15 protein-coding genes are annotated in these 19,729 nt (G+C 71.7%); 11 read left to right on the top strand and 4 right to left on the bottom strand.

Annotated features, from left to right (window positions below):
• The first annotated feature begins 466 nt into the window (after nucleotides 1-466).
• Complete coding sequence (locus tag ACIG5F_RS15560) at nucleotides 467-3,328, top strand: L-tyrosine/L-tryptophan isonitrile synthase family protein (protein ID WP_396518360.1); 2,862 nt, start codon at nucleotides 467-469, stop codon at nucleotides 3,326-3,328.
• A gap of 305 nt (nucleotides 3,329-3,633) precedes the next feature.
• On the opposite strand, the gene ACIG5F_RS15555 is transcribed toward ACIG5F_RS15560, so the two are convergent.
• Nucleotides 3,634-4,497, bottom strand: coding sequence for a 3-hydroxybutyryl-CoA dehydrogenase (locus tag ACIG5F_RS15555; RefSeq protein WP_396518359.1), 864 nt, complete (start codon nucleotides 4,495-4,497; stop codon nucleotides 3,634-3,636).
• Between the two features lie 75 nt (nucleotides 4,498-4,572).
• Nucleotides 4,573-5,319, bottom strand: coding sequence for an SDR family oxidoreductase (locus ACIG5F_RS15550; RefSeq protein WP_396518358.1), 747 nt, complete (start codon nucleotides 5,317-5,319; stop codon nucleotides 4,573-4,575).
• A 49-nt stretch (nucleotides 5,320-5,368) separates the two neighbouring features.
• On the opposite strand from ACIG5F_RS15550, the gene ACIG5F_RS15545 reads away from it, so the two are divergent.
• The 10 genes from ACIG5F_RS15545 (at nucleotide 5,369) to ACIG5F_RS15500 (ending at nucleotide 16,409) form a co-directional block, all read left to right on the top strand.
• Complete coding sequence (locus tag ACIG5F_RS15545; protein ID WP_396518357.1) at nucleotides 5,369-8,224, top strand: BTAD domain-containing putative transcriptional regulator; 2,856 nt, start codon at nucleotides 5,369-5,371, stop codon at nucleotides 8,222-8,224.
• 266 nt (nucleotides 8,225-8,490) lie between these two features.
• The gene (locus tag ACIG5F_RS15540; protein ID WP_396518356.1) at nucleotides 8,491-8,709 is read left to right on the top strand and encodes a hypothetical protein; all 219 of its coding nucleotides are present in this window, start codon (nucleotides 8,491-8,493) and stop codon (nucleotides 8,707-8,709) included.
• Between the two features lie 94 nt (nucleotides 8,710-8,803).
• Nucleotides 8,804-9,394: a CDP-alcohol phosphatidyltransferase family protein gene (locus tag ACIG5F_RS15535; protein ID WP_396518355.1), complete on the top strand. Its 591-nt coding sequence runs from the start codon at nucleotides 8,804-8,806 to the stop codon at nucleotides 9,392-9,394.
• Between the two features lie 125 nt (nucleotides 9,395-9,519).
• Nucleotides 9,520-10,029, top strand: a complete 510-nt coding sequence (locus ACIG5F_RS15530) for a DUF4863 family protein (RefSeq protein ID WP_396518354.1) — start codon at nucleotides 9,520-9,522, stop codon at nucleotides 10,027-10,029.
• A 7-nt stretch (nucleotides 10,030-10,036) separates the two neighbouring features.
• On the top strand, nucleotides 10,037-10,732 hold the full coding sequence (locus tag ACIG5F_RS15525) for a nitroreductase (protein ID WP_396518353.1): 696 nt from the start codon (nucleotides 10,037-10,039) through the stop codon (nucleotides 10,730-10,732).
• Complete coding sequence (locus ACIG5F_RS15520; protein WP_396518352.1) at nucleotides 10,729-11,577, top strand: helix-turn-helix domain-containing protein; 849 nt, start codon at nucleotides 10,729-10,731, stop codon at nucleotides 11,575-11,577. The genes ACIG5F_RS15525 and ACIG5F_RS15520 overlap by 4 nt, the downstream gene beginning before the upstream one ends.
• A gap of 63 nt (nucleotides 11,578-11,640) precedes the next feature.
• Entirely contained in the window at nucleotides 11,641-12,120 is a 480-nt protein-coding gene (locus ACIG5F_RS15515) for a (2Fe-2S)-binding protein (protein WP_396518351.1), read from the top strand.
• Nucleotides 12,117-13,112: an FAD binding domain-containing protein gene (locus tag ACIG5F_RS15510; protein WP_396518350.1), complete on the top strand. Its 996-nt coding sequence runs from the start codon at nucleotides 12,117-12,119 to the stop codon at nucleotides 13,110-13,112. The genes ACIG5F_RS15515 and ACIG5F_RS15510 overlap by 4 nt, the downstream gene beginning before the upstream one ends.
• A complete protein-coding gene (locus ACIG5F_RS15505; RefSeq protein WP_396518349.1) occupies nucleotides 13,109-15,256 on the top strand; it encodes a xanthine dehydrogenase family protein molybdopterin-binding subunit in 2,148 nt (715 codons plus the stop codon). Before ACIG5F_RS15510 ends, ACIG5F_RS15505 begins: the two co-directional genes overlap by 4 nt.
• A gap of 142 nt (nucleotides 15,257-15,398) precedes the next feature.
• Complete coding sequence (locus ACIG5F_RS15500; RefSeq protein ID WP_396518348.1) at nucleotides 15,399-16,409, top strand: hypothetical protein; 1,011 nt, start codon at nucleotides 15,399-15,401, stop codon at nucleotides 16,407-16,409.
• A gap of 7 nt (nucleotides 16,410-16,416) precedes the next feature.
• Here ACIG5F_RS15500 and ACIG5F_RS15495 read toward each other — a convergent pair whose 3' ends face one another.
• Both ACIG5F_RS15495 and rph read right to left on the bottom strand, forming a co-directional pair.
• Nucleotides 16,417-16,833 (bottom strand): VOC family protein, encoded by a 417-nt coding sequence (locus ACIG5F_RS15495; protein WP_396518347.1) that lies wholly within the window; start codon nucleotides 16,831-16,833, stop codon nucleotides 16,417-16,419.
• A 93-nt stretch (nucleotides 16,834-16,926) separates the two neighbouring features.
• On the bottom strand, nucleotides 16,927-19,512 hold the full coding sequence (gene rph / locus ACIG5F_RS15490) for a rifamycin-inactivating phosphotransferase (RefSeq protein ID WP_396518346.1): 2,586 nt from the start codon (nucleotides 19,510-19,512) through the stop codon (nucleotides 16,927-16,929).
• Nucleotides 19,513-19,729 lie beyond the last annotated feature (217 nt).

Below are 19,729 nucleotides of genomic sequence, written 5' to 3'. Positions count from 1 at the left end.
GGTCCGACGGGGTAACGACCGCCCGTGCCCTTTACGGTGGTCGGTTCACGCCCGGTTCGTCCCGACGGCGGTTTCCCGGCCCAACCAGGACCCGATCGGGTAATTCCCGGCCCGGCCGACGGCACCGGCTTGCCGGGGCGGCCTCGGCCGTATCATCGTGACCGTGGCCGGGTGGGCAGACCCGGGCATTGTAGAAACCGGCGGTGAATGCCGGGTGAAAGCCGGGGGAGGAACCGCGTCTCACCCGGGCCAACGTATCCGGCGAAGCCGCGGCCGGACATGGTGCGGCCGAGTCGGTGGCATGTCAAGCTCGCTTACGAGGCGAGTGATGTAGATCACGTAACACCCGAAAGAGGCGCTCCACGCTGACAGGTCCTCGATATACTCGGGGACAGTGCCGCGAATTCCGGGGACCAAGAACCGCGGCTGAATATGTGGAGAGCCACGTGTTCGTTAGGGCCCTGGTATGAGCATGTTGGACGGAGCCGCCCCGCGGGCGGTGTCGCGCCCCATCAGCGACGTCTGCGCCGAGCACCTGGCGGTCGCCGCCGGCTGGCGGCGGCTGGCCGAGCTGGTGCGGTGTGATCCGGAGTTGCGACTGCATCTCGCGCTGCGTCCCCCGCACGACCTGTCCGCCGATCTCGGCGACGGTCCGCAGCCGCCGCATCCGCGCGCGTCCGACCGAGTCCACATCGTGCCGCTGGCCGAGCTGCTGGCCCGGGGCTCCGCCGACGAGCGCAGCCTGCTGGAGCAGGTCATCGCCAACCAGCACGAGCCGGTGGACGCGCTGGACTTCCTGGTCGAGCACTTCGTGCGGCCGGTCGTCACGGTCTGGCGCGCGTTGCTGGACCGGCACGGCCTGATCCTGGCCGACCTGGACGCCGAGCACCTCACCTTCGAGCTCACGCCGGGCGTGCGGGCCACCGGCCGGCTGGTGGTCACCTCCGCGGCCGAGCTGCGGGAGGCCGCCGAGGTCGACGCCCTCGACGTGGACCGGGCCGCCCGCGACCTGCACGGCGCGCTGATCGCGCTGGCCGGCGGCTTCCAGCGGTCCACCTTCGACGGCCGCCGCTACCGGGGCCGGGCCGTGCGCGCGGCCGTGGAGTCCGTGCTGTCGACCGAGCTGCGCCACCTCGCGCCGGCCACCGCCGACCTGCTGCACGGCGACCATCCGCTGGACCGGCACGTGCACTCCGTGCCCGAGGAGCAGGACCGGCTGCTGCGGGAGGTGCTGCGCCGGGTCGAGGAGAGCTCGGCCGCCCGCCGTCGGGACCCGGCGCTGCCGGTGCCGGGCGTGGTCATCGACCTGGACCTGTGCGGGCTGGTCCCCAAGGCCCGGACCCTGCACGCCGCCCGCACCCTGGCCGGGCCGCGCGAAGGCGCCCCGCGGGGCATCCCGGAGCTGGCCCGGCCGGACACGCTGGCCGCGCTGCCCTCCTACTCCAAGCCGGCCTGGGACCGGTTCCTGGAGGTGTCCGGCGTGGCCGGGCGCTACCCGGACGTGGAGTGGGACGACGTGCACGCCGAGTTCTGCCCGGCGTTCTACCGGCCGTGGGAGCGGCTGCGCTCCGACTCGCTGGCCCCCGGCCTGGTCCGGTTCGTGCGGGACGTGGAGGACGCCGGCGGCGAGGTCGTGTTCAACACCGGCCGGCGCGACCGGGTCCGCGAGCACACCACCGCCGTGCTGGCCCGCGGCGGGCTGACCCACGTCCGGCTGCTCACGCTGCCCGACGACCGGGTGCGGCCGATCGCCGAGCTGAAGGTGGAGAACCTGCGCCGGCTGGCCGGGCTGGACGTGATCGCGGTGTTCGACGACCTGACCGAGAACCGCCAGGTCTTGCGGGACGCGTTCCCCGAGGCGATGGTGGTCGCCGTGGAGGCCCCCGGCTTCGCCAGCGATCGGGCGCCCGGCTGCCCGCCGCCGGACGGCGCGCCGCTGATCGCCACCTTCGAGCGACTACCCCGGCAGGCCGGCTCGGCCACGCCCGCCCTGTCCCACACCCATTCCATCGCCGAGCTGCACGTCGGCGAGCTGTCGGTCGGCCTGCCGGCCCGCGGCCACGCCGTCAACCTGTCCGTCGCGCAGACGCTGGCGCTGATCGACCGGCTCGTCGCCGAGGCCGACACCTCGGCCCAGCGCACCGCGGCCGCCGCGCCCGGGCACCTGCGGGCTGCGCTGTCCACCGTGACCGATCCGCTCGACGAGACCGTCTTGCTGCTGCACCACGTGTTCATGCGCAAGCAGTTCCACCGCGGGTCGCGGGCCACCTACACGCCCGAGATGGCCGCCACCGACCTGCTGCCGTTCCTGCGCGAGCGGAAGCCGATCCAGGTGGTGGTGCCCGGTTTCCCGGTCAAGCAGAGCCAGAGCGGCCTCAAGGCCACCGGTGTGCTGCCCGACCTGGCCGAGCTGGGCGTGCTGGTGCGGCTGCGGGAGCTCCAGCAGGCCGTGAAGTGCGTCTACAGCCCGGGGCTGAAGATCACCGTGCTCACCGACGGGCACCACTTCCGGCCGCGGCCCACCGTGATCGTCGAGTCCTACCTGCGCAAGCTCAACCAGTACCTGCGGCTGGTCGGCGGCCAGGACTTCCTGGAGTTCGCCGACATCGACGACGTGGCCAGGGCCCGCATCGGATCCACTTTGGACAGTGAGCGCATCGTGCTCATCGAGTACTACCAGAACATCTTCCGCAAGGCCTTCCACGAGCTCGACATCACCGCCGACCCCACGGCCGTGCTGTCGCGGGTGTCCGATGTGGACCCGATGGCCGAATACGGCGCCGGGCAGACGTTCCGGGACATGTTCCGGTCCATCCTGCACTCGGTCGCCCTGGACGTGCCGCCCGGCCGGGACCGCATGTCCTGGGCCCGCGCCGTCTACACCGACCCGTACCAGCTGGCCGATCCGGCCACGCCGGCCGAGATCGTGCGGGCCCGCAAGCAGGTGCTGCGGCAGGCCTGGAGCGACACCGTGCGCTACCTGTCGGCCGTGCTCACCGACCGGGAACTGGGCTATGACAACCTGTTCGAGCACCGCGTCCGGCTCACCGTCAGCATGCCCTCGCCCGGCCGCGTCGGCTTCGCCGCCCTCGGCGGCTCCGCCCTGCTGCCCTGGCACGGCACCGCCGCGGTCGACGAGAAGGGCACCCTGTCCACCGACTTCGCGATCTGGCTCTACGACCAGGGATTCGTGCCGGTGTACTCCCCGGTGCTGGGCTACCGCCAGCCCTGGCTGATGGCCCCGGTCACCTCCACCGCCGTCGACAGCGCCCGCGGCGCCCAGCTGATCCCCGAGCTCCTGGAGGGCATCCACCTCCGCCGCAAGTGACCGAGGGCACGCCGGCGCGACGCCATCACCGCGCCGGCGTGCCGGTGATCTTCGCCGGGCTCTCGTTCCGCATCGGGCCGCTGGCGCCGGCCCTGTGCGCGCTCGCCCTCACCCTGCCCCCGACGCTTGGAAGGGGGCTTTCCTCCACTCCGAGTGGAGGAAAGCCCCCTTCCAAGCACTCACCCCAAGATCAAGGGACCGATCCTCTCGCTCAACGCCAGGAAGGGCCCCTTCATGACACAAAAAGCGCCCGGAAAGGGCCGTTCACCGCGTCCGGAGCCAGGATCGGGCCAGCAGAGCGGGGGTCAGGCCGAGTAGTCGTAGAAGCCGCGGCCGGACTTCTTGCCCAGCAGGCCGGCGTCGACCATGCGCAGCAGCAGCGGCGGCGGGGAGTACAGCGGCTCCTTGAACTCCTCGTACATCGACTCGGCGATGGCCTTGGTGGTGTCCAGGCCGATCAGGTCGGTCAGCTGCAGCGGCCCCATCGGATGCGCGCAGCCCAGCACCATGCCCTGGTCGATGTCGGCGGCGCTGGCGTAGCCCGACTCCATCATCCGGATCGCCGAGAGCAGGTACGGCACCAGCAGCGAGTTCACCACGAAGCCGGCCCGGTCCTGGGCGGTGATGACCTCCTTGCGCAGCTGCCCGGCCGCGAAGCCCCGCGCCCGCAGCGCGGTCTCCGGACTGGTCAGCAGCGACGGCACCAGCTCGACCAGCTTCAGCACCGGCACCGGGTTGAAGAAGTGGATGCCGATGACGTTGGCCGGCCGCTGGGTGGCCATGCCCAGCTTCATGATCGGGATGGACGAGGTGTTCGACGCGAAGAGGGCGTCGGGGTCGGTGACCACCTTGTCCAGCGTGCTGAACACCTCGGTCTTGAGCTGCTCGTTCTCGGCGATGGCCTCGACCACCAGCTCACGGTCGGCGAAGTCGCCGAGGTCGGTGGTGAACCGCAGCAGGCCCAGCGCCGCGTCCCGGTCGGCCTCGGTCAGCTTGCCGCTGCGCACGCCCCGGCCCAGCGACTTGGCGATCCGCTCGCGGCCCGCCTCCATCGCGCTCGGGTTCGCCTCGCTGACCACCACGTCCAGTCCGGCCCGCGCGCACACCTCCGCGATGCCCGAGCCCATCAGTCCGGCGCCCACGACGCCCACCCGGCGGATCTCAGCCACAGGGATCGTTCCTCCTTGATCGCTCCACGTCGCCGGACGGGATCGCCGGCCGGCGGCTCAACTGTATCCGCCGGCTCACAGGCCGCCGGCGACCCGCAGAATCGCGCCGGTGGCGTAGGAGGACTCGGGCGACAGCAGCCAGGAGACGGCGTTGGCGATCTCGGCCGGATCGCCGGGCCGGCCCAGCGGGATCCGCCCGGCCGCCTTCCAGGCCCGCTCGGGATCGCCGGAGACGGTGTGGATCTCGGTGTCGACCATGCCCGGCGCCACCGTGTTGACCCGGATGCCCTCCTTGGCGACCTCCTTGGCCAGCCCCACGGTCAGCACGTCCACCGCGCCCTTGGACGCCGCGTAGTGCACGTACTCGCCGGGCCCGCCGTGCGTCGTCGCGGACGAGGAGATGAACACGATGGAGCCGCCGCTGCCGCCGCGGGCGGTGGACATCGACTGCACGGCGCGCCGGGCCGACAGCAGCGCGCCGAGCACGTTGACCTCGATGACGTAGCGCAGCTGGCTCACCGGCTGGTCGGCCAGCGGCATCATCGGACTGGTCACGCCGGCGTTGGCCACCAGGCCGGTGATCTGGCCGAGTTCCTCGCGGGCGGTGCGGAACAGCACCTCGATGTCGTCCTCACGGGAGACGTCGGCCCGCACCGCGACGCACCGGCCGCCGGCGTCCACCACCTCGCGGACGACCTTCTCGGCGGCGTCGGAGTCCTCGCGGAACGACAGGCACACCGCGTGCCCGTCGGCGGCCAGCCGGCGCACCGCCGCCGCGCCGATGCCGCGGCTGCCGCCGGTGACGATCGTGACTGGAGACAATTCGGTTTTCTCCCTACTCGGGCTTGTCGACAAGGGCATCATCTCAACTGTGGGGGTGCGCTACGGGATCCTCGGCCCGCTCGAGCTGACGATCGACACCAAGCCGACAGCCCTGCCGGCCGCCAAGCACCGCATCGTGCTGGCCGCGCTGCTGCTCAGCGCCAACCGGCCGGTGTCGGTGGACGAGCTGGCCGAACGGCTGTGGGGCGAGCGGCCGCCGGCCAGCGCCAAGGCGACGTTGCAGGGCTACGTGCTGCGGCTGCGCCGCACGCTGGCCGCCTCCGGAGTGGACCCGGTGCGCACCCGGCCGCCCGGCTACCTGATCGAGGTCGGCCCGGAGCAGCTCGACCTGGACCGGTTCAGGGCCCTGGTGGCGACGGCCGAGCCGGCCCCGGCGGCGATCGCCGCCGACCGGCTGCGGGAGGCGCTGGAGCTGTGGCGCGGGCCGGCGCTGTGCGATGTGCCGTCGCCGTCCCTGCACGCGGTCGCCGGGGCCTGGCTGGCCGAGCTGCGGATCAACGCCCTGGAGCGGCGCATCGACGCCGACCTGCGGCTGGGCCGGCACGCCGACCTGCTGGGCGAACTCGCCGGCCTGGTCGCGGATTCGCCGCTGCACGAGCCGTTCCGAGCCCAGCTCATGCTGGCCCTGCACCGCGCCGGCCGCACCGCCGACGCCCTGGAGACCTATCGCGACGCCCGCGCGGTGATCGTCGGCGAGCTGGGCATCGAGCCGGGGGAGCGGCTGCGCCAGCTGGAACGCGGCGTCCTGACCGGGGATCCGGCCCTGGACTGGCGGCCCGAGGCCCCCGAGCGGGCCTTCGCCCGGCCGCAGGCGCTGCCGCCGGACGTGCCGTTGGTCGGCCGGGCGGCGCTCGCCGACGAGCTGACCCGCCGGCTGGCCGCGCCGTCCCCGCGCAGCGGAATGCCGGTGGTGCAGGTGATCGCCGGCATGTCCGGCGTCGGCAAGTCCGCCCTGGCCGTCCACATAGGTCACCGGCTGCGGGAGTCCTTTCCGGACGGCCGCCTGCACGCCACGTTGAGCGACGCCACCGGGCCGGTGCACCCGGCCGAGGTGCTGGGCCGGCTGCTGAGGCTGCTCGGTGTGCTCGGCACCCACCTTCCGGACAGTGTGGAGGGCCGTTCGACGCTGCTGCGGGACCGGTTGGCCGGCCGTCGGGTGCTGCTGGTGCTGGACGATGCCGCCGACGAGGCGCAGGTCCGGCCGCTGATTCCCGGCGACGAGTGCTCGGCCGTGCTGGTCACCAGCCGCAACCGGCTGACCGGGCTGGCCGGGGCCCGCACCGTCGACCTGACCGTGCTCGACGACGAGGAGTCGTTGCGGCTGCTGGAAACCGTGCTCGGCTCGCCGCGGGTGGCGGCTGAGGCCGATGCGGCTCGCGACCTGGTCCGGCACTGCGGCGGCCTGCCGCTGGCCCTGCGGGTCGCCGCGGCCCGGTTGGCGGCGCGGACTTCCCGGCCGCTGAGCTGGCTGGTGGCGCAGCTGGCCGACGAGCAACGGCGGCTGGACGGCCTGGAGGCCGGCGACATGCAGGTGCGGGCCAGCCTCGCCGCCGGCTACCGGGCGTTGGACGACGAACGGCGTCGGGCCCTGCGGCTGTTGGGTTCCTTGGACACCATCGAATACTCCACCGGGTTGGCCGCCGCCGTGCTGGATCGGCCGCTGTTTCGGACGGAACGGCTGGTCGAGGACCTTGTCGACGCCCAACTGCTGGAGCTGACCGGGGTCGCCGACCGGTACCGGATGCACGGCCTGGTCCGCGTCTACGCCCGGGAACAGGCCGACGACGAGCGGGATCCGGCCGTGTCGCGGGCCCTGGCCGCGTGGCTGGCCGCCGCCGAGGAAGCGGAGGCGTCGCTGCCCAACGCCGGCTGGCTGCCGCACCTGCCAGGGCACGGCGCGCCGGCCACCGACGACTCGATGGCCTGGTTCGAGTTGGAACGCCAGGAACTGGCCGTGGCCATCGAGCAGGCGGCGGCCGAGGGATACGCCGACCACGCCTGGCGGTTGGCCGCCGCCTGCGAGGGATTCCTGGAGCTGCGTGGGTACTGGGACGACTGGCGGCGGTGCCAGGAGCGGGCCCTGGTCGCCGCCGTGACCGCCGGCGACCGCTGGGGCGAGGCGCGGATGCGGTACGGGCTGGGGCGGCTGTGCTTCGCCCAGGACCGGCACGTGCTGGCCGAGCGGCTGCTGAACCAAGCCGTTCAGTTGTGGGAGGACGACGGGTTGTCGCATGCGCACGCGTTGATGGCGCTCGGGGACGTGCACCATCACAACGGGCGGCTGGACCTGGCCCGGCGCTGCTTCGACGAAGCCGCCCTCGGCTACACGAGGGCTGGCGACGAGCGGGGCACCGCCAACGTCGGCTTCTGCCTGGGGCTGGTGGCCCGCGACCGGGGCGACGCCGACGCCGCGAAGGCGGCCTTGGCGGCGGCGCTGTCGGCCTTCCGCGGCCTCGGCGACTCGTACGGTCAGGCCCAGGTGCTGCTGTTCCTCGGCGCCTCGCACAGCAAGTGGGGCGACCCGGACGCCGCCGAACGCTGCCTGCTGGAGGCGACCGTGCTGTATCGGGGCTTCGGGGACCGGCTCGGCGAGCTGCGCTGCGTCCGGCTGTTCGGGCACGTGCTGGTCACCCGCGGCGAGACCGCCCGCGCCGAACGGGTGCTCACCGGCTGCCAGCGGGCGTTCGCCGAGATCGGGGACCTGTTCGGGGAGGCCACCAGCCGCTGGAGCCTGGCCGAACTGGCCCTGCGGGACGGCGACGAGCGGCTCGGCCGGCGGCGGCTGACCGCCGCCCTCGACCTGTTCACCCGGGCCGGGCTCGGGCCGTGGCAGCGGCGCATGCGCGACCGCCTGGCGCAACTGCCCAGGTCAACCCCGGTGTGAACGCCCCCGGTGACCAGTGCGGCCGATCGGCGGTACCCGATGGTCGGTCGCACAGCTGCGCCGAACGGCACCCGTGGTGACCCCCGCCGCAAGTCGATCACGTGATGCCGATCGCAGCTGGGCGACGTATCCGACCCGGCGGGCGCGGGCGGCCGGCAATCCGGTTTCGAGCGGGGGAAACGGGTCCAGAATCGTCGCCATCGGGTAGCGCACAGCGACCGGGACGACTTCCCGGACCGTACCCCGCACGGAGGATTCAGCTAGTCATGAGTGTCACTGCCGAGGCAACCAGCCAGTTCGAGGCGAACCGCAACTCCCGTCCGCTGCCGACCGCGCCGTGCAGCGTCGTGTGGAGCGGTGGGCACGCGTACGTCCTGGAGGGATCGCACGGCCGGGCCCGCTGGGTCGGCGTCGACGACCGCGGCCGCCCGCGCTTCTACACCGGTGACGAACTCCAGCTCCGCGGCTGGTCCCGCTCCCGCTGACCCCCGCTCAGCGACAGACCGAACGCACGTCTCCGGCAGGCCCGCCCGTGCCATCCCGTCGGGCGGGATCCCGGCCGTCGCCTAGGCTTGTGCCGTGGTTCACGGCGACGCGCACGTCCGGTCCGACCGGGTGTTCACCATCCCCAACCTGCTGAGCGTTCTGCGCCTGGCCGGCGTGCCGCTGTTCCTGTGGCTGCTGCTCGGCCCGCACGAGGACGTGTGGGCCATCGTCGTGCTGGCCCTGGCCGCCATCTCCGACTGGCTCGACGGCAAGCTCGCCCGCTGGCTCAACCAGACGAGCCGCCTCGGCACCCTGCTCGACCCGGCCGCCGACCGGCTCTACATCCTGGCCACCGCCTTCGCCTTCGTGGTGCGCGGCATCCTGCCCTGGTGGTTCTTCGCCCTCATCTTGCTGCGTGACGCCGCCGTGTCCCTGTGCCTGCCCCTGCTGCGCCGCGCCGGCTACGACACGCCCGAGGTCATCTACCTCGGCAAGGCCGCCACCTTCTGCCTGCTCTACGCGCTGCCCATCCTGCTGCTGGCCCAGATCGGCCCGGGCACGGCGATGATCGCCGGCCCCATCGGCTACGGCTTCGCCTTCTGGGGCCTGCTCATGCACGTGTGGTCGGGGGCGCTGTACGTCTTCCAGAGCCTGAACGCGGTCCGCCGCCCCATTCGCGGCTGACGCCGCCGCTCCACCCCGCCGGCCCGCGCGGGCGCGCCTTCGCCCGCCTTAGTTTCGTTACACCTATTGACTGTAACCTAACCTCGGCCCTACGGTGGATCCCACCGGCAGCGAGGAGGCAGCACGTGACCACCGCCCAGGAGTTGCTCGACCGCAGCATCCCGTTCCTCGACGAGGTGAAGAACCGGACCGCGGGCGGCAAGCTGGAGACCTGGCTGAACCAGACCTACGGCCCCGGCACCGCCCTGTACGACGACCTGGCTCGCATGATCGGCGACGGCGTGCGCGCGGGCTGGGCGGCCAACATCGAGGTGGACGGCCCGCACTACCGGCGCAGCCGCATCGCCGATCCGGCCGACGTCCTCAACTACTTCAGCATCACGGCCGTCTACATGGACAGCGTGGAGCCGTTGCGCGGCCAGTACCACCAACACCCCTACGGCGAACTGAACCTGGTGGCGCCGCTGACCCCCGGCGCCGAGCTGATGGGCCCGCGCGGCTGGCAGGGCCCCGGCTGGACCGCGCCCGGCCCGGGCAGCCACCACTACCCGGAGGTCCGCGGCGGCGCCCTGATCGCGCTGTTCTACCTGCCGGCCGGGCGAATCTCCTACGACATCACGCCGCCGGCCGCGTAGGTCCACAGTGGACTTCGCGCAAGCGTTGGCGAGCAGGCGAAGTTGCCGCGCCTACCGGCCCACGCCGGTGCCCCGCGACGTGCTGGAGCGGGTGCTGGCGCTGGCGTCGAAGTCGGCCAGCAACTCGAATTCCCAGCCGTGGCAAGTGCATGTGGTCACCGGCCCGGCGTTGCGCCGCCTGAGCGAGGATCTGCTCAAGGCCCACGCGGCCGGCCATCGCGGCGCCGACTACGACCACCAGCCGCCGGCCGAGCGGTGGCCGGAGCCGTTCCTCGGCCGCCGGCGGGAGATGGGCCAACGCCTGTACGGGGAAGCGCTGGGCATCGGCCGCGACGACGTGGAGCGACGGCTGGCCCATCACCGCCGCAACTACGAGTTCTTCGGCGCCCCGGTCGGCATGATCCTCACGGTCGGCCGCGGCCGGCGGCAGGGCGCGCTGGTCGACGTCGGCTTGTTCCTTCAGGCGTTGATGCTCGCCGCGCGGGCGGCGGGTCTGGACACCTGCGCCCAGGCGGCGCTGAGCGACTACGCCCCGGTGCTGCGGCGAAACCTGGGCATCCCCGACGACGAACTGGTCGTGTGCGGGCTGTCACTGGGCTACGGCGACCCCGACCATTCGTCCACTCGTTGCCGTACGTCCCGAGTACCGGTCGCCGAGTTCGCCATGTTCCACGACGGCGGCGGCGCATACTCCGGCACATGAACGAGGCGCGGCGAAGACGGGATGACTGGCCGGAGGTCGGCTGGACATCGTTGCGGCTGAGGCAGTTCGACAACGCCGAGCAGGCGGAGTTGCGTCTGCCGCCCAGCGACGACCAGTCCATCGTGCTGGTCGACTCCGGGGCGACGACCATCGAGTCGCGGCACGGAACTTCCTGGCATGGCGCGGAATACGGCCCCGGCCTCCTCGGCCTGACCGCGCCGGGGCAGGCCACCGACATCCGCTGGCGCGGCCCGGAACGGACTTTCACCACGCATGTGGAGCTTCCAGGGGCGCTGATCGACCGTGTCTGCGTGGAACTGTGGGGTCGGGACGCGACCCGGCTCGGCCGGCCGGACGTGCTGGCCGTGGAGGATCCTGTGCTGTCGTCGGTGATCGGCGCGCTGTGCGCGGCGGCGCGGGCCGGGGTGGACGAGTTCTACGCCGAATCGGCGGCCACCTTCCTGGCCGCCCACCTGCTCACCGCGCACGCCGCCGCGCCGCCGCCACGCGAGCCGGGCCGGGAGGACCGCCGGGTGCGGCGGGCGGCGCGGTTCATCCGCGACAACCACCAACTTCCGTTGACCCTGGCCGAGATGGCGGCCGTCGCCGAGCTGAGCCCGTTCCACTTCCTCCGCGTTTTCAAGGCGCACACCGGCCAGACGCCGTACCGGTTCCTGACCAAGGTCCGGGTCGAGCAGGCCCGCCGCCACCTGGCCCGGCCCGGCCTGTCGGTCACGGAGATCGCCCACCTGTGCGGGTTCGCCTCGCCGTCAAGGCTCACCGCGGCCTTTCGCAGCGAGACCGGCCTGTCACCGTCCGAGTTCCGGGCCGCCGCACCGCAATAATCGAGTGTTGACAACGCAATCCGTGGAATGCGCCGGCCCGGTCGGCACCCTACGGTGTGCGGGGTGTCCACGAACGACTTGGTCAAGGTGACCTGCACGGTCAACGGTGAAGCGGTCAGCCTCGGGCTGGATCCGCGGGAATCGCTGCTGGACGTGCTGCGCGAACGGCTGGCTTTGACCGGCACGAAGAAGGGCTGCGACCAGGGCCACTGCGGCGCGTGCACGGTGCACCTGGCCGGCCGCCGCGTGGTGTCCTGCCTGACCCCGGCCGTGCAGGTCGACGGCCAGCAAGTGCGGACCATCGAGGGTGTCGCCGGTCCGGACGGCGAGCTGCATCCGTTGCAGCAGGCCTTTGTCGACAACGACGCCCTGCAATGCGGCTACTGCACGCCGGGCCAGATCATGTCCGGGCTGGCCTGCATCGCCGAGGGGCATGCCGCCGACGACGACCAGATCCGTGAGTACCTCAGCGGAAACGTCTGCCGCTGCGGCGCTTACGTGGGAATCGTGGCCGCTGTGCGGCAGGCGGCGGGGCAGCCGTGAAGCCTTTCGCCTACGCCGCACCGGATAGCGTCCCGGCGGCCATCGACGCGTTGCGCGACGCCCGGCCCGGAACCAAGATCCTGGCCGGCGGCACCACCTTGTACGACTTGATGAAGCTCGGTGTGGAGGCCCCGCCGGCGGTGATCGACGTGCACCGGTTGCCGGAGCTGACCGGCATCTCGGTCACGGATTCCGAGCTGATCTTCGGGGCCGGCGTGCGGATGGCCGACGTGTCCGACCATCCCGTGGTGAGCGCCCGATATCCGGCGCTGGCCGAGTCGATCTGGCGGGCGGCCTCGCAGCAGCTGCGGAACATGGCCACGCTGGGCGGGAATCTGTTGCAGCGCACCCGGTGCAGCTACTTCCGGGGCACGGACTTCGCCTGCAACAAGCGCAAGCCGGGCAGCGGGTGCGACGCGACGCAGGGGCACGACCGGCATAACGCCCTGCTGGGGGCCAGCTCCTCGTGCAGCGCGACCTATGCCGGCGACTTCGCCATCGCGTTGCTGGCCTTCGACGCTGTCGTGGACGTGCTCGGGCCGCTCGGAGAGCGCTCTCTGGCCCTGGCCGACCTCCACGTCGAGCCGGGGGAGAACCCGTCCCGGGAACACGTCCTGGCCCACGACGAGCTGATCGTGCGGATCCGGGTGCCGCTGACCGCCGCCGGCCGGGGCTCCACGTACCTGAAGATCCGCGACCGCGAGTCCTACGCGTTCGCGCTGGCCTCGGCCGCGGTCGGGCTGGTGCTCGACGACGGCGTGGTCACCGAGAGCCGGATCGCGCTGGGCGGCGTGGCCACCCGGCCGTGGCGGGCGGTCGAAGCGGAGCAGTCCCTGCTTGGGAGAGCGCTCTCCGAAGATGTCGCCCGGCAGGCCGGCGAGATCGCGTTCGCGGCCGCGCGCCCCGGCCACACCAATGCATTCCGAGTCGAGTTGGGCATCCGCACGGTCGCCGAGGCCGTGCGGATCGCCGGGGAGCGAGCCGTGCGATGAGAGTCGACGCGTACGACAAGGTCAGTGGGAGAGCGCTCTACGGGGCCGACCGGGTGCTGCCCGAGATGGGCTTCGCCGCCCTGGCCCTGGCCAAGATCGGCCGTGGTCGGCTGTCCCGGGTGGACACCGGCGCCGCCGAGGCCGTGCCGGGCGTGCTGCTCGTGGAGACCCGGTTCGACCTGGCCAGCCCCGGTTTCGTGATGGGCGGCGGCTTCGGTTTCCAGAGCCTGCAACCCATGACCGGCGACCACATCGCCTACCGTGGCCAGCCGATCGCGATCGTGGTGGCCGAAAACCCGGTCGCCGCCACCGAGGCGGCCGAGGCGATCACCGCCGAGTACGAGCCGGAGCCGTTCGCCCTGCACCTGGACTCCGAGGGCGCCACCACGCTCGTCCAGGAGGAGGCGATCCCGCTGCCGTTCCTGGCCGACATCAAGGTCGGCGACCCGGACGCGGTGATCGCCGCCAGCCCGGTCCAGATCGACAACGTGTACGAGCACCCGCCGCAGCACGCCGTGCCGATGGAGCTCAACGGCGGCGTCGTCGAATGGCAGGGCGACACCCTGATCGTGCACGAGGGCACGCAGAACGCCAACGCCGTGCGCTTCGGCCTGGCCCAGCAACTCGGCATCGACCCGGCCGATATCGAGGTGCGTTCGCCCTACCTCGGCGGCGGCTTCGGCCAGAAGAACTCGCTGTTGCTCCACATCGGACCGTTGGCCGTGCTGTCCCGCCGGCTGGGCCGGCCGCTGAAGCTGGTGCTGGCCCGGCCGCAGACCTTCCACAACGGCAGCTTCCGGCCGGCCACCAAGCACCGGATCCGGCTCGGCGCCGACGAGTCCGGCCAGATCCTGGCCGCCATCCACGAGGTCGACCAGCAGACCTCCCGGCACGACCTGTTTCCCGCCATGCACACCGAGGTCACCGGCCGGCTGTACGGGTTCTCCGCCTTCCGGGGGCGGCAGCGCCTCGTGCAGACCGACGTGCAGACCCCCGGCTACATGCGGGCCCCGTTCGAGAGCCCGTCGATGTTCGCCTTCGAGCAGGCCGTCGACGAGCTCGCCATCGCCGTCGGACGGGATCCGGTGGAACTGCGGCTGGCCAACAACACCGACACCGATCCGATCACCGGCCTGCCGTTCTCCAGCCGGCACGTGGACGACTGCCTGCGGCGCGGGGCCGAGCTTTTCGGTTGGTCGGCAAGGAATCCCGAGCCTCGGTCGATGCGGGCCGAGGACGGGTCGCTGGTCGGCTGGGGTGTGGCCATCGGCAACTATCCCGGCAACGTCGCCGCCGCCATGGCCACGCTGACCGCCGACGCCGGCGGCCGGGTCACCGTCAGCGTCGACGGACATGAGATGGGGCAGGGGATCCGCTCCTCCATCGCCCTGCATGTGGCGCAGGATCTCGGCATTCCCGTCGCTGATGTGGTTGTCCAGGTCGGGGACACCACAGTCGGCACCCAGCACCTCACCGCCGGCTCGTGGGGCACCGCCACCGCGCTGCCGGCCGTCCACTCCGGACTGCGCGAGCTTCGCAAGCTGCTGAACGTGGCAGACTCCGGCGACGTCGACGTCGCCGCCGCGGTCTCGATCGCCGGCCAGCCCGTTCAGGTCACCGTCGATTCCCTTGGCCCTGGCCAGTCCCCGGACGTCTTGGGCCAAGCCAGGTCCGGTCACCTGGCCATCGCCGGCCCGGTGTTCCCCGGCTTCGTCACCTTCAGCTGGATCGCCCACTTCGTCGAGGTCCGGGTCGAGCCCACCACGTGCCGCATCCGGGTGCCGCGAGTCGTCAGCGTCGCCGACTGCGGCCGGGTCGCCAGCCCCGTCACCGCCGCCAGCCAGGTCCGCGGCGGCGTCATCTGGGGCATCGGCGCCGCGCTGCGCGAGGAAACCCTGATGGACGACCGACACGGCTTCCTCAACACGACCCTGGAGGAGTACCCCGTCATGGTCAACGCCGACGTCCGCCGCATCGACGTCGACTTCATCGACAAGCCCGACTACCAGTTCAACCCCGTCGGCGTGAAGGGCCTGGGCGAGGTCTCGATGGTCGGGGCCGCGGCCGCCGTGGCCAACGCCGTCCACCACGCCACCGGCCGACGCCACCACCGACTGCCGATCCGCCTTGAGCACGTCCTCTGATCGCCCATCCGCCAGCACCCCGAACCCGTCGCCCGCCTCGCCTGGCCGTCCACCGGCCAGCACCCCGGATGCGTTGGCTGGGTCGTCTGGTCGGTCGGTGAGTGGCTCGGGTGTGTTGGGCGCTTCGTCTGGCCGGCCGTCGGTGAGTGCCCCGGACGCGCTGGGTCCGGAAGCGCTGGCCGATGCTCGGCGGGAGCAGCCGCGACGAGGGCTGCTGGGGCTGCTGTTCGTGTTGCCCGCCACGGCGTTGCTCGCGGTGGGCTGGGGCGGACCGGTGTCCACGTTCACGGTGCTCGGGCCGCTGCTGACGTTCGCGTTGCCGATCGTGGCGGTGATCGCCTTCTGGTGGCAGGACTGGCCGGGCTCGCTGCTCGGCGGCGGATGGTCCGGGCTCGGCGACACGGCCATTGTCGCCGTCGGGGGAGTGCTGCTGGCGTTGCTTGGCCAGGGGCTGCTCGAAGGCGTTGACCTGCAAGGGGTTTTCCAGCGCGGCGCGTCGGCGGAGGTCCCGCTCGCCGTGGCGATCTTCGGCGTCATCCTCCAGCTCACCCTCGTCGGCGAAGGCTGGCCGCTGCGGGGCCTGCCTCGACTGTGGTCCGGCCTCGCCGCGTTGGCATTGTGCTGGCTCATCGGATTGGTTGTCTACAGTGGACTCGTCCGTGTGGTCGGCGGCGAGGTCCTCGTCAGCTGGTTCGCCGCCCTCGGCGTCTGGCAGATGGTCTGGTACGTGGCGCTGCGCGGCTGGCCGTTCGCCCGCATCCGTGGCCGCGCGGCCCGGCTGGTGACGGCCCACCTCACCGTCATTGCCTGCGGCTGGGTCAGTTACCTTGCGGCGGAACGGGTTCTGGGCTGGGAGCCCGGCCGGATCGCCGAAGTCTCGGGCTCCGCCATCGCCGCAATCCTGGTCGTGGCCATGCTGTTCGAGGGCTGGCCGGCGATCCGGCTCGCCGAGATCCCCGGCCGCGGCCTCGTGCTGGTGCTGGCGGCGGCCCTCACCGCCGCCCTGTCCACCCTGCTCCCGCTCCTCGCCACCCGGCTTTTCGGCCTGTCCGAACGGGAAGCGCTGAGCTGGTCCACCCACACCACCCTGAACGCCTTGAGCCTGGCCGTGATCCTGCACGTGGCCGTCTGGCGGCGATGGCTGGCCGACTAGCGTCGGTTCAGTCCAGACAGAACTCGTTGCCCTCGATGTCCTGCATGTTCTGGCACGACTCGTTGTACTCGTCGGCGAGCAGCAGCCGGCCGCGGGTCGCGCCGAGCGCCACCAGCCGTGCGGCCTCGGCCTCGAGCCGGTCCAGGCGCTCCTGGCCGACCAGGCCGGTGGCGACCCGAACGTCGAGGTGCACCCGGTTCTTGGCGACCTTGCCTTCCGGCACGCGCTGGAAGTACAGCCGCGGGCCCACACCCGTGGGATCGCTGCACACCGCACCCGCGCCCTGGCGCTCGGGCGGCAGCGTCTTCTCGTACTCGTCCCAGTTGGCCGGGATCACGTAGCCCAGCACCTCGCACCAGAACCGCGCCACGCGCGCGGGGTCGGCGCAGTCGAAGGCGATCTGGACCTGTTTGATCGATGTCACCGCCCCACCCTAACCGCCGTGAGCTGGATTTACGGCGAAACGGCCAACTCCGGCCACGCGTGGGGCCACGCCGAGGTGGCCCCACGCGCTGGGTCAGTCCAGGAGCTCGATGTAGCCGTCGGTTCCGTGCACACGGATCCGCTGGCCGTCCCGGATCAGCCGGGTGGCCTGCTCGACGCCCACCACGGCCGGCAGACCGTACTCCCGGGCGATGACCGCGCCGTGCGTCATCAGGCCGCCCACTTCCGTGACCAGGCCGGCGATCCCGACGAACAGCGGCGACCAGCTCGGGTCGGTGAAGGGCGTCACCAGGATGTCGTCGGTGTCGAGATCGGCGTCGGCCATGTCGAGGATCACTCGGGCACGGCCCTCGACGGCGCCGGCGGAGACCGCCACTCCGATCAGGGCGCCGTCCGGCACGTCGTCTCGCCGGTACGCCCCGGTGAGGGCCTCGCCGTCCGACGTGAGCACCCGGGGCGGGGTGAGCGCGTGGTAGGACCGGAAGGATTCCCTGCGCTGCCGGATGAGTTCGTGATCCACCTGGTGCGAGCCCACGGCGTCGCGGAACTCCTGGAAAGTCAGGTAGAACACATCTTCCCTGTCCGCCAGCACATCGGCCCGGACAAGGCGTTCGGCCTCGGCCATCAGGGCCTGCTTGTAGACGAAGTAGCGGCTGATGATGCCGTACTTGGGATACTCGCGGTACCCGATGAAGGTCCGGACCCGGTCGATCATCCGCTTGGTCTCGTCGGCTTTCTGCTCGCCGTCGGGCAGGGATCGCAGGCGTGCCAACACATCCCGCTCCTTGGCCGCGGCCTTCTGCCGCCCCTGCTCGAAACGCCGCCCGGCCGCGCCCGGCTCGAAGTTCCGGAGGTTGTCGAGGATCGCCGGCACCAGCGTGGTCGGGCGTTCGCGCCAGCGCGGCCGGGTGATGTCGATCTCGCCGACGCAGCGCATGCCGTATCGGTCCAAATAGGACTCGATGGCGTCGCGCGCCTCGGCTCCGCCCGGCAGCTTGGCCAGCTCCGCCAGGAAGTCCTCGTCCTTGACCCCCTGGAGGAAGGCCACCACCTCCGGGTGCGGGCGGATCACGTCGGCGACGTCCATCAGCCCCAGGCCCATCTCCGACGTGATGTTGTCGGGGGCGGACAGCGTCAGCGTGTCAGCGGCGTTCTTCTCGCCCAGCCACTCCCACAGCTGGTCGTTGAGCCACCACGTGGCCTCCATCCCGGCCATGATCGCCTGCATGCTCAGCGGATCGGTGAGGAACCGCTTGTGCTCCTCGAACGCCGCCATCAGGAAGTCGAACAGCGCCGGGCCGGACTTGGCGCGGATTTCCCTTTCCAGGGCGGCGATCGACGTGCGGCTGCGTTCGATCAGCTCGGTGACGACGGCCGGATCCGTCTCGATCGGGGCGGGCCTGGCGCCGGCCTGCGGCCGGACCGGAGCCGCGTCCGGCAACGACGGCACAAAATCGTCGCGTTCGAGGACCGTCTCCAGCGCGTCCTTGACCAGCGGATCGCCCTTGCCCATGACATCCAGCAGTGCGGCCCGGCTGGCCGGCACGGCCAGCCGTGGGGTGACGTCGACGAACAGCCGCCCGGCGGCCTCGTACATGTCGGTCATGGCCGTCAGTTGCCACATCGAGTACCCCAGGGGCCGCATGGGGTCGGTCATCATCTGGTTGTGGCCGACCGAGACGTAGACGTGGTTCTCGTCGTCGTCGCGCTCGGGCACGGGGAACAGCGTGGTGATCGGCCGGCTCTGCACGATCCGGAAGCCGTCGTCGACCAGACACCACTCGATGTCCTGCGGACAGCCGAATTCCGCCTCGATCCGCCGTCCGAGCTCCACCAGTCGCACGGCCTGCTCGTCGGTCAGCGCCGGCAGCTCCTGCCGCTGCTCGTCGATCACCACTTCCCGCGTGCCACCGCCCGGTTCGGCCTGCACGGCCCGCTGCTTGGCCGCGATCGTCTTGTCGACGACCTCGCCGTCGCGCACCTTGAACACGTCCGGGTTCACCAGTCCGGAGACCAGCGCCTCGCCCAGCCCGAAGCTCGCGTCCACAGTGGACACCGTTCGGTTGCCGGTGACCGGGTCGGCCGTGAACAGGATTCCCGATGCCTGCGGGAAAACCATCTCCTGCACGACGACCGCCATGCGCACCGTGCGGTGGTCGATGCCGCTGCGCTGGCGATAGGTCACCGCTCGCTCCGTGAACAGCGATGCCCAGCACCGGCTGACGTTTCGGAGGATCTCCTGCTGGCCCACGACGTTGAGGTACGTGTCCTGCTGACCGGCGAACGACGCCGTCGGCAGATCCTCCGCCGTGGCACTGGACCGCACCGCATACGCCGTCTGCCCGCTCACCGCCTCCGTGATCTCCGCCGCCAGCTCCTCCGGAACCGCCGTCTCCTCGATGATCCCCCGGATCTCCGCACTCAGCTTGCGGATCCCCTCCCGGTCATCCGCCTTCAGCCGCGCCAGCTCATCGAGCCGCTCCTCAACCGCCGCCCCCGCCATGACCCTCTGGAACGCCGCCGTGGTCACACAGACCCCGGCCGGCACCCTGACTCCCTCGATCCTCGCCAGCCCACCGAGATGCGCAGCCTTGCCGCCTACCTTCGCGACCTGCTTTTCGTCGACTTCCCGCAGGTCCACCACGTACCGCTCGATCATCGCGCCACCTCCGAGCCGGTCGTGCCCCGTCGCCTCGATCGAATCACCCGTGGCGCCCCGTGCGTGGACAACACACCCACGTCCTACCCCCCATTACCTCGTCAGTGCCGCTTGCGGCCGCCGATTCTGCGGCAAGACCGGGGTCTTGCCGCAAGCCCCCCGGTGCGCTATATGTTGAAGTGGGAGGGAGTGCCAGTCGCCCCGACCAGCCCCCAAG

The sequence above is a fragment of the Kutzneria sp. NPDC052558 genome (assembly GCF_044547355.1).
In the GTDB taxonomy this organism is placed as follows: domain Bacteria; phylum Actinomycetota; class Actinomycetes; order Mycobacteriales; family Pseudonocardiaceae; genus Kutzneria.
This window is presented reverse-complemented; position numbering and strand designations above follow the sequence as displayed.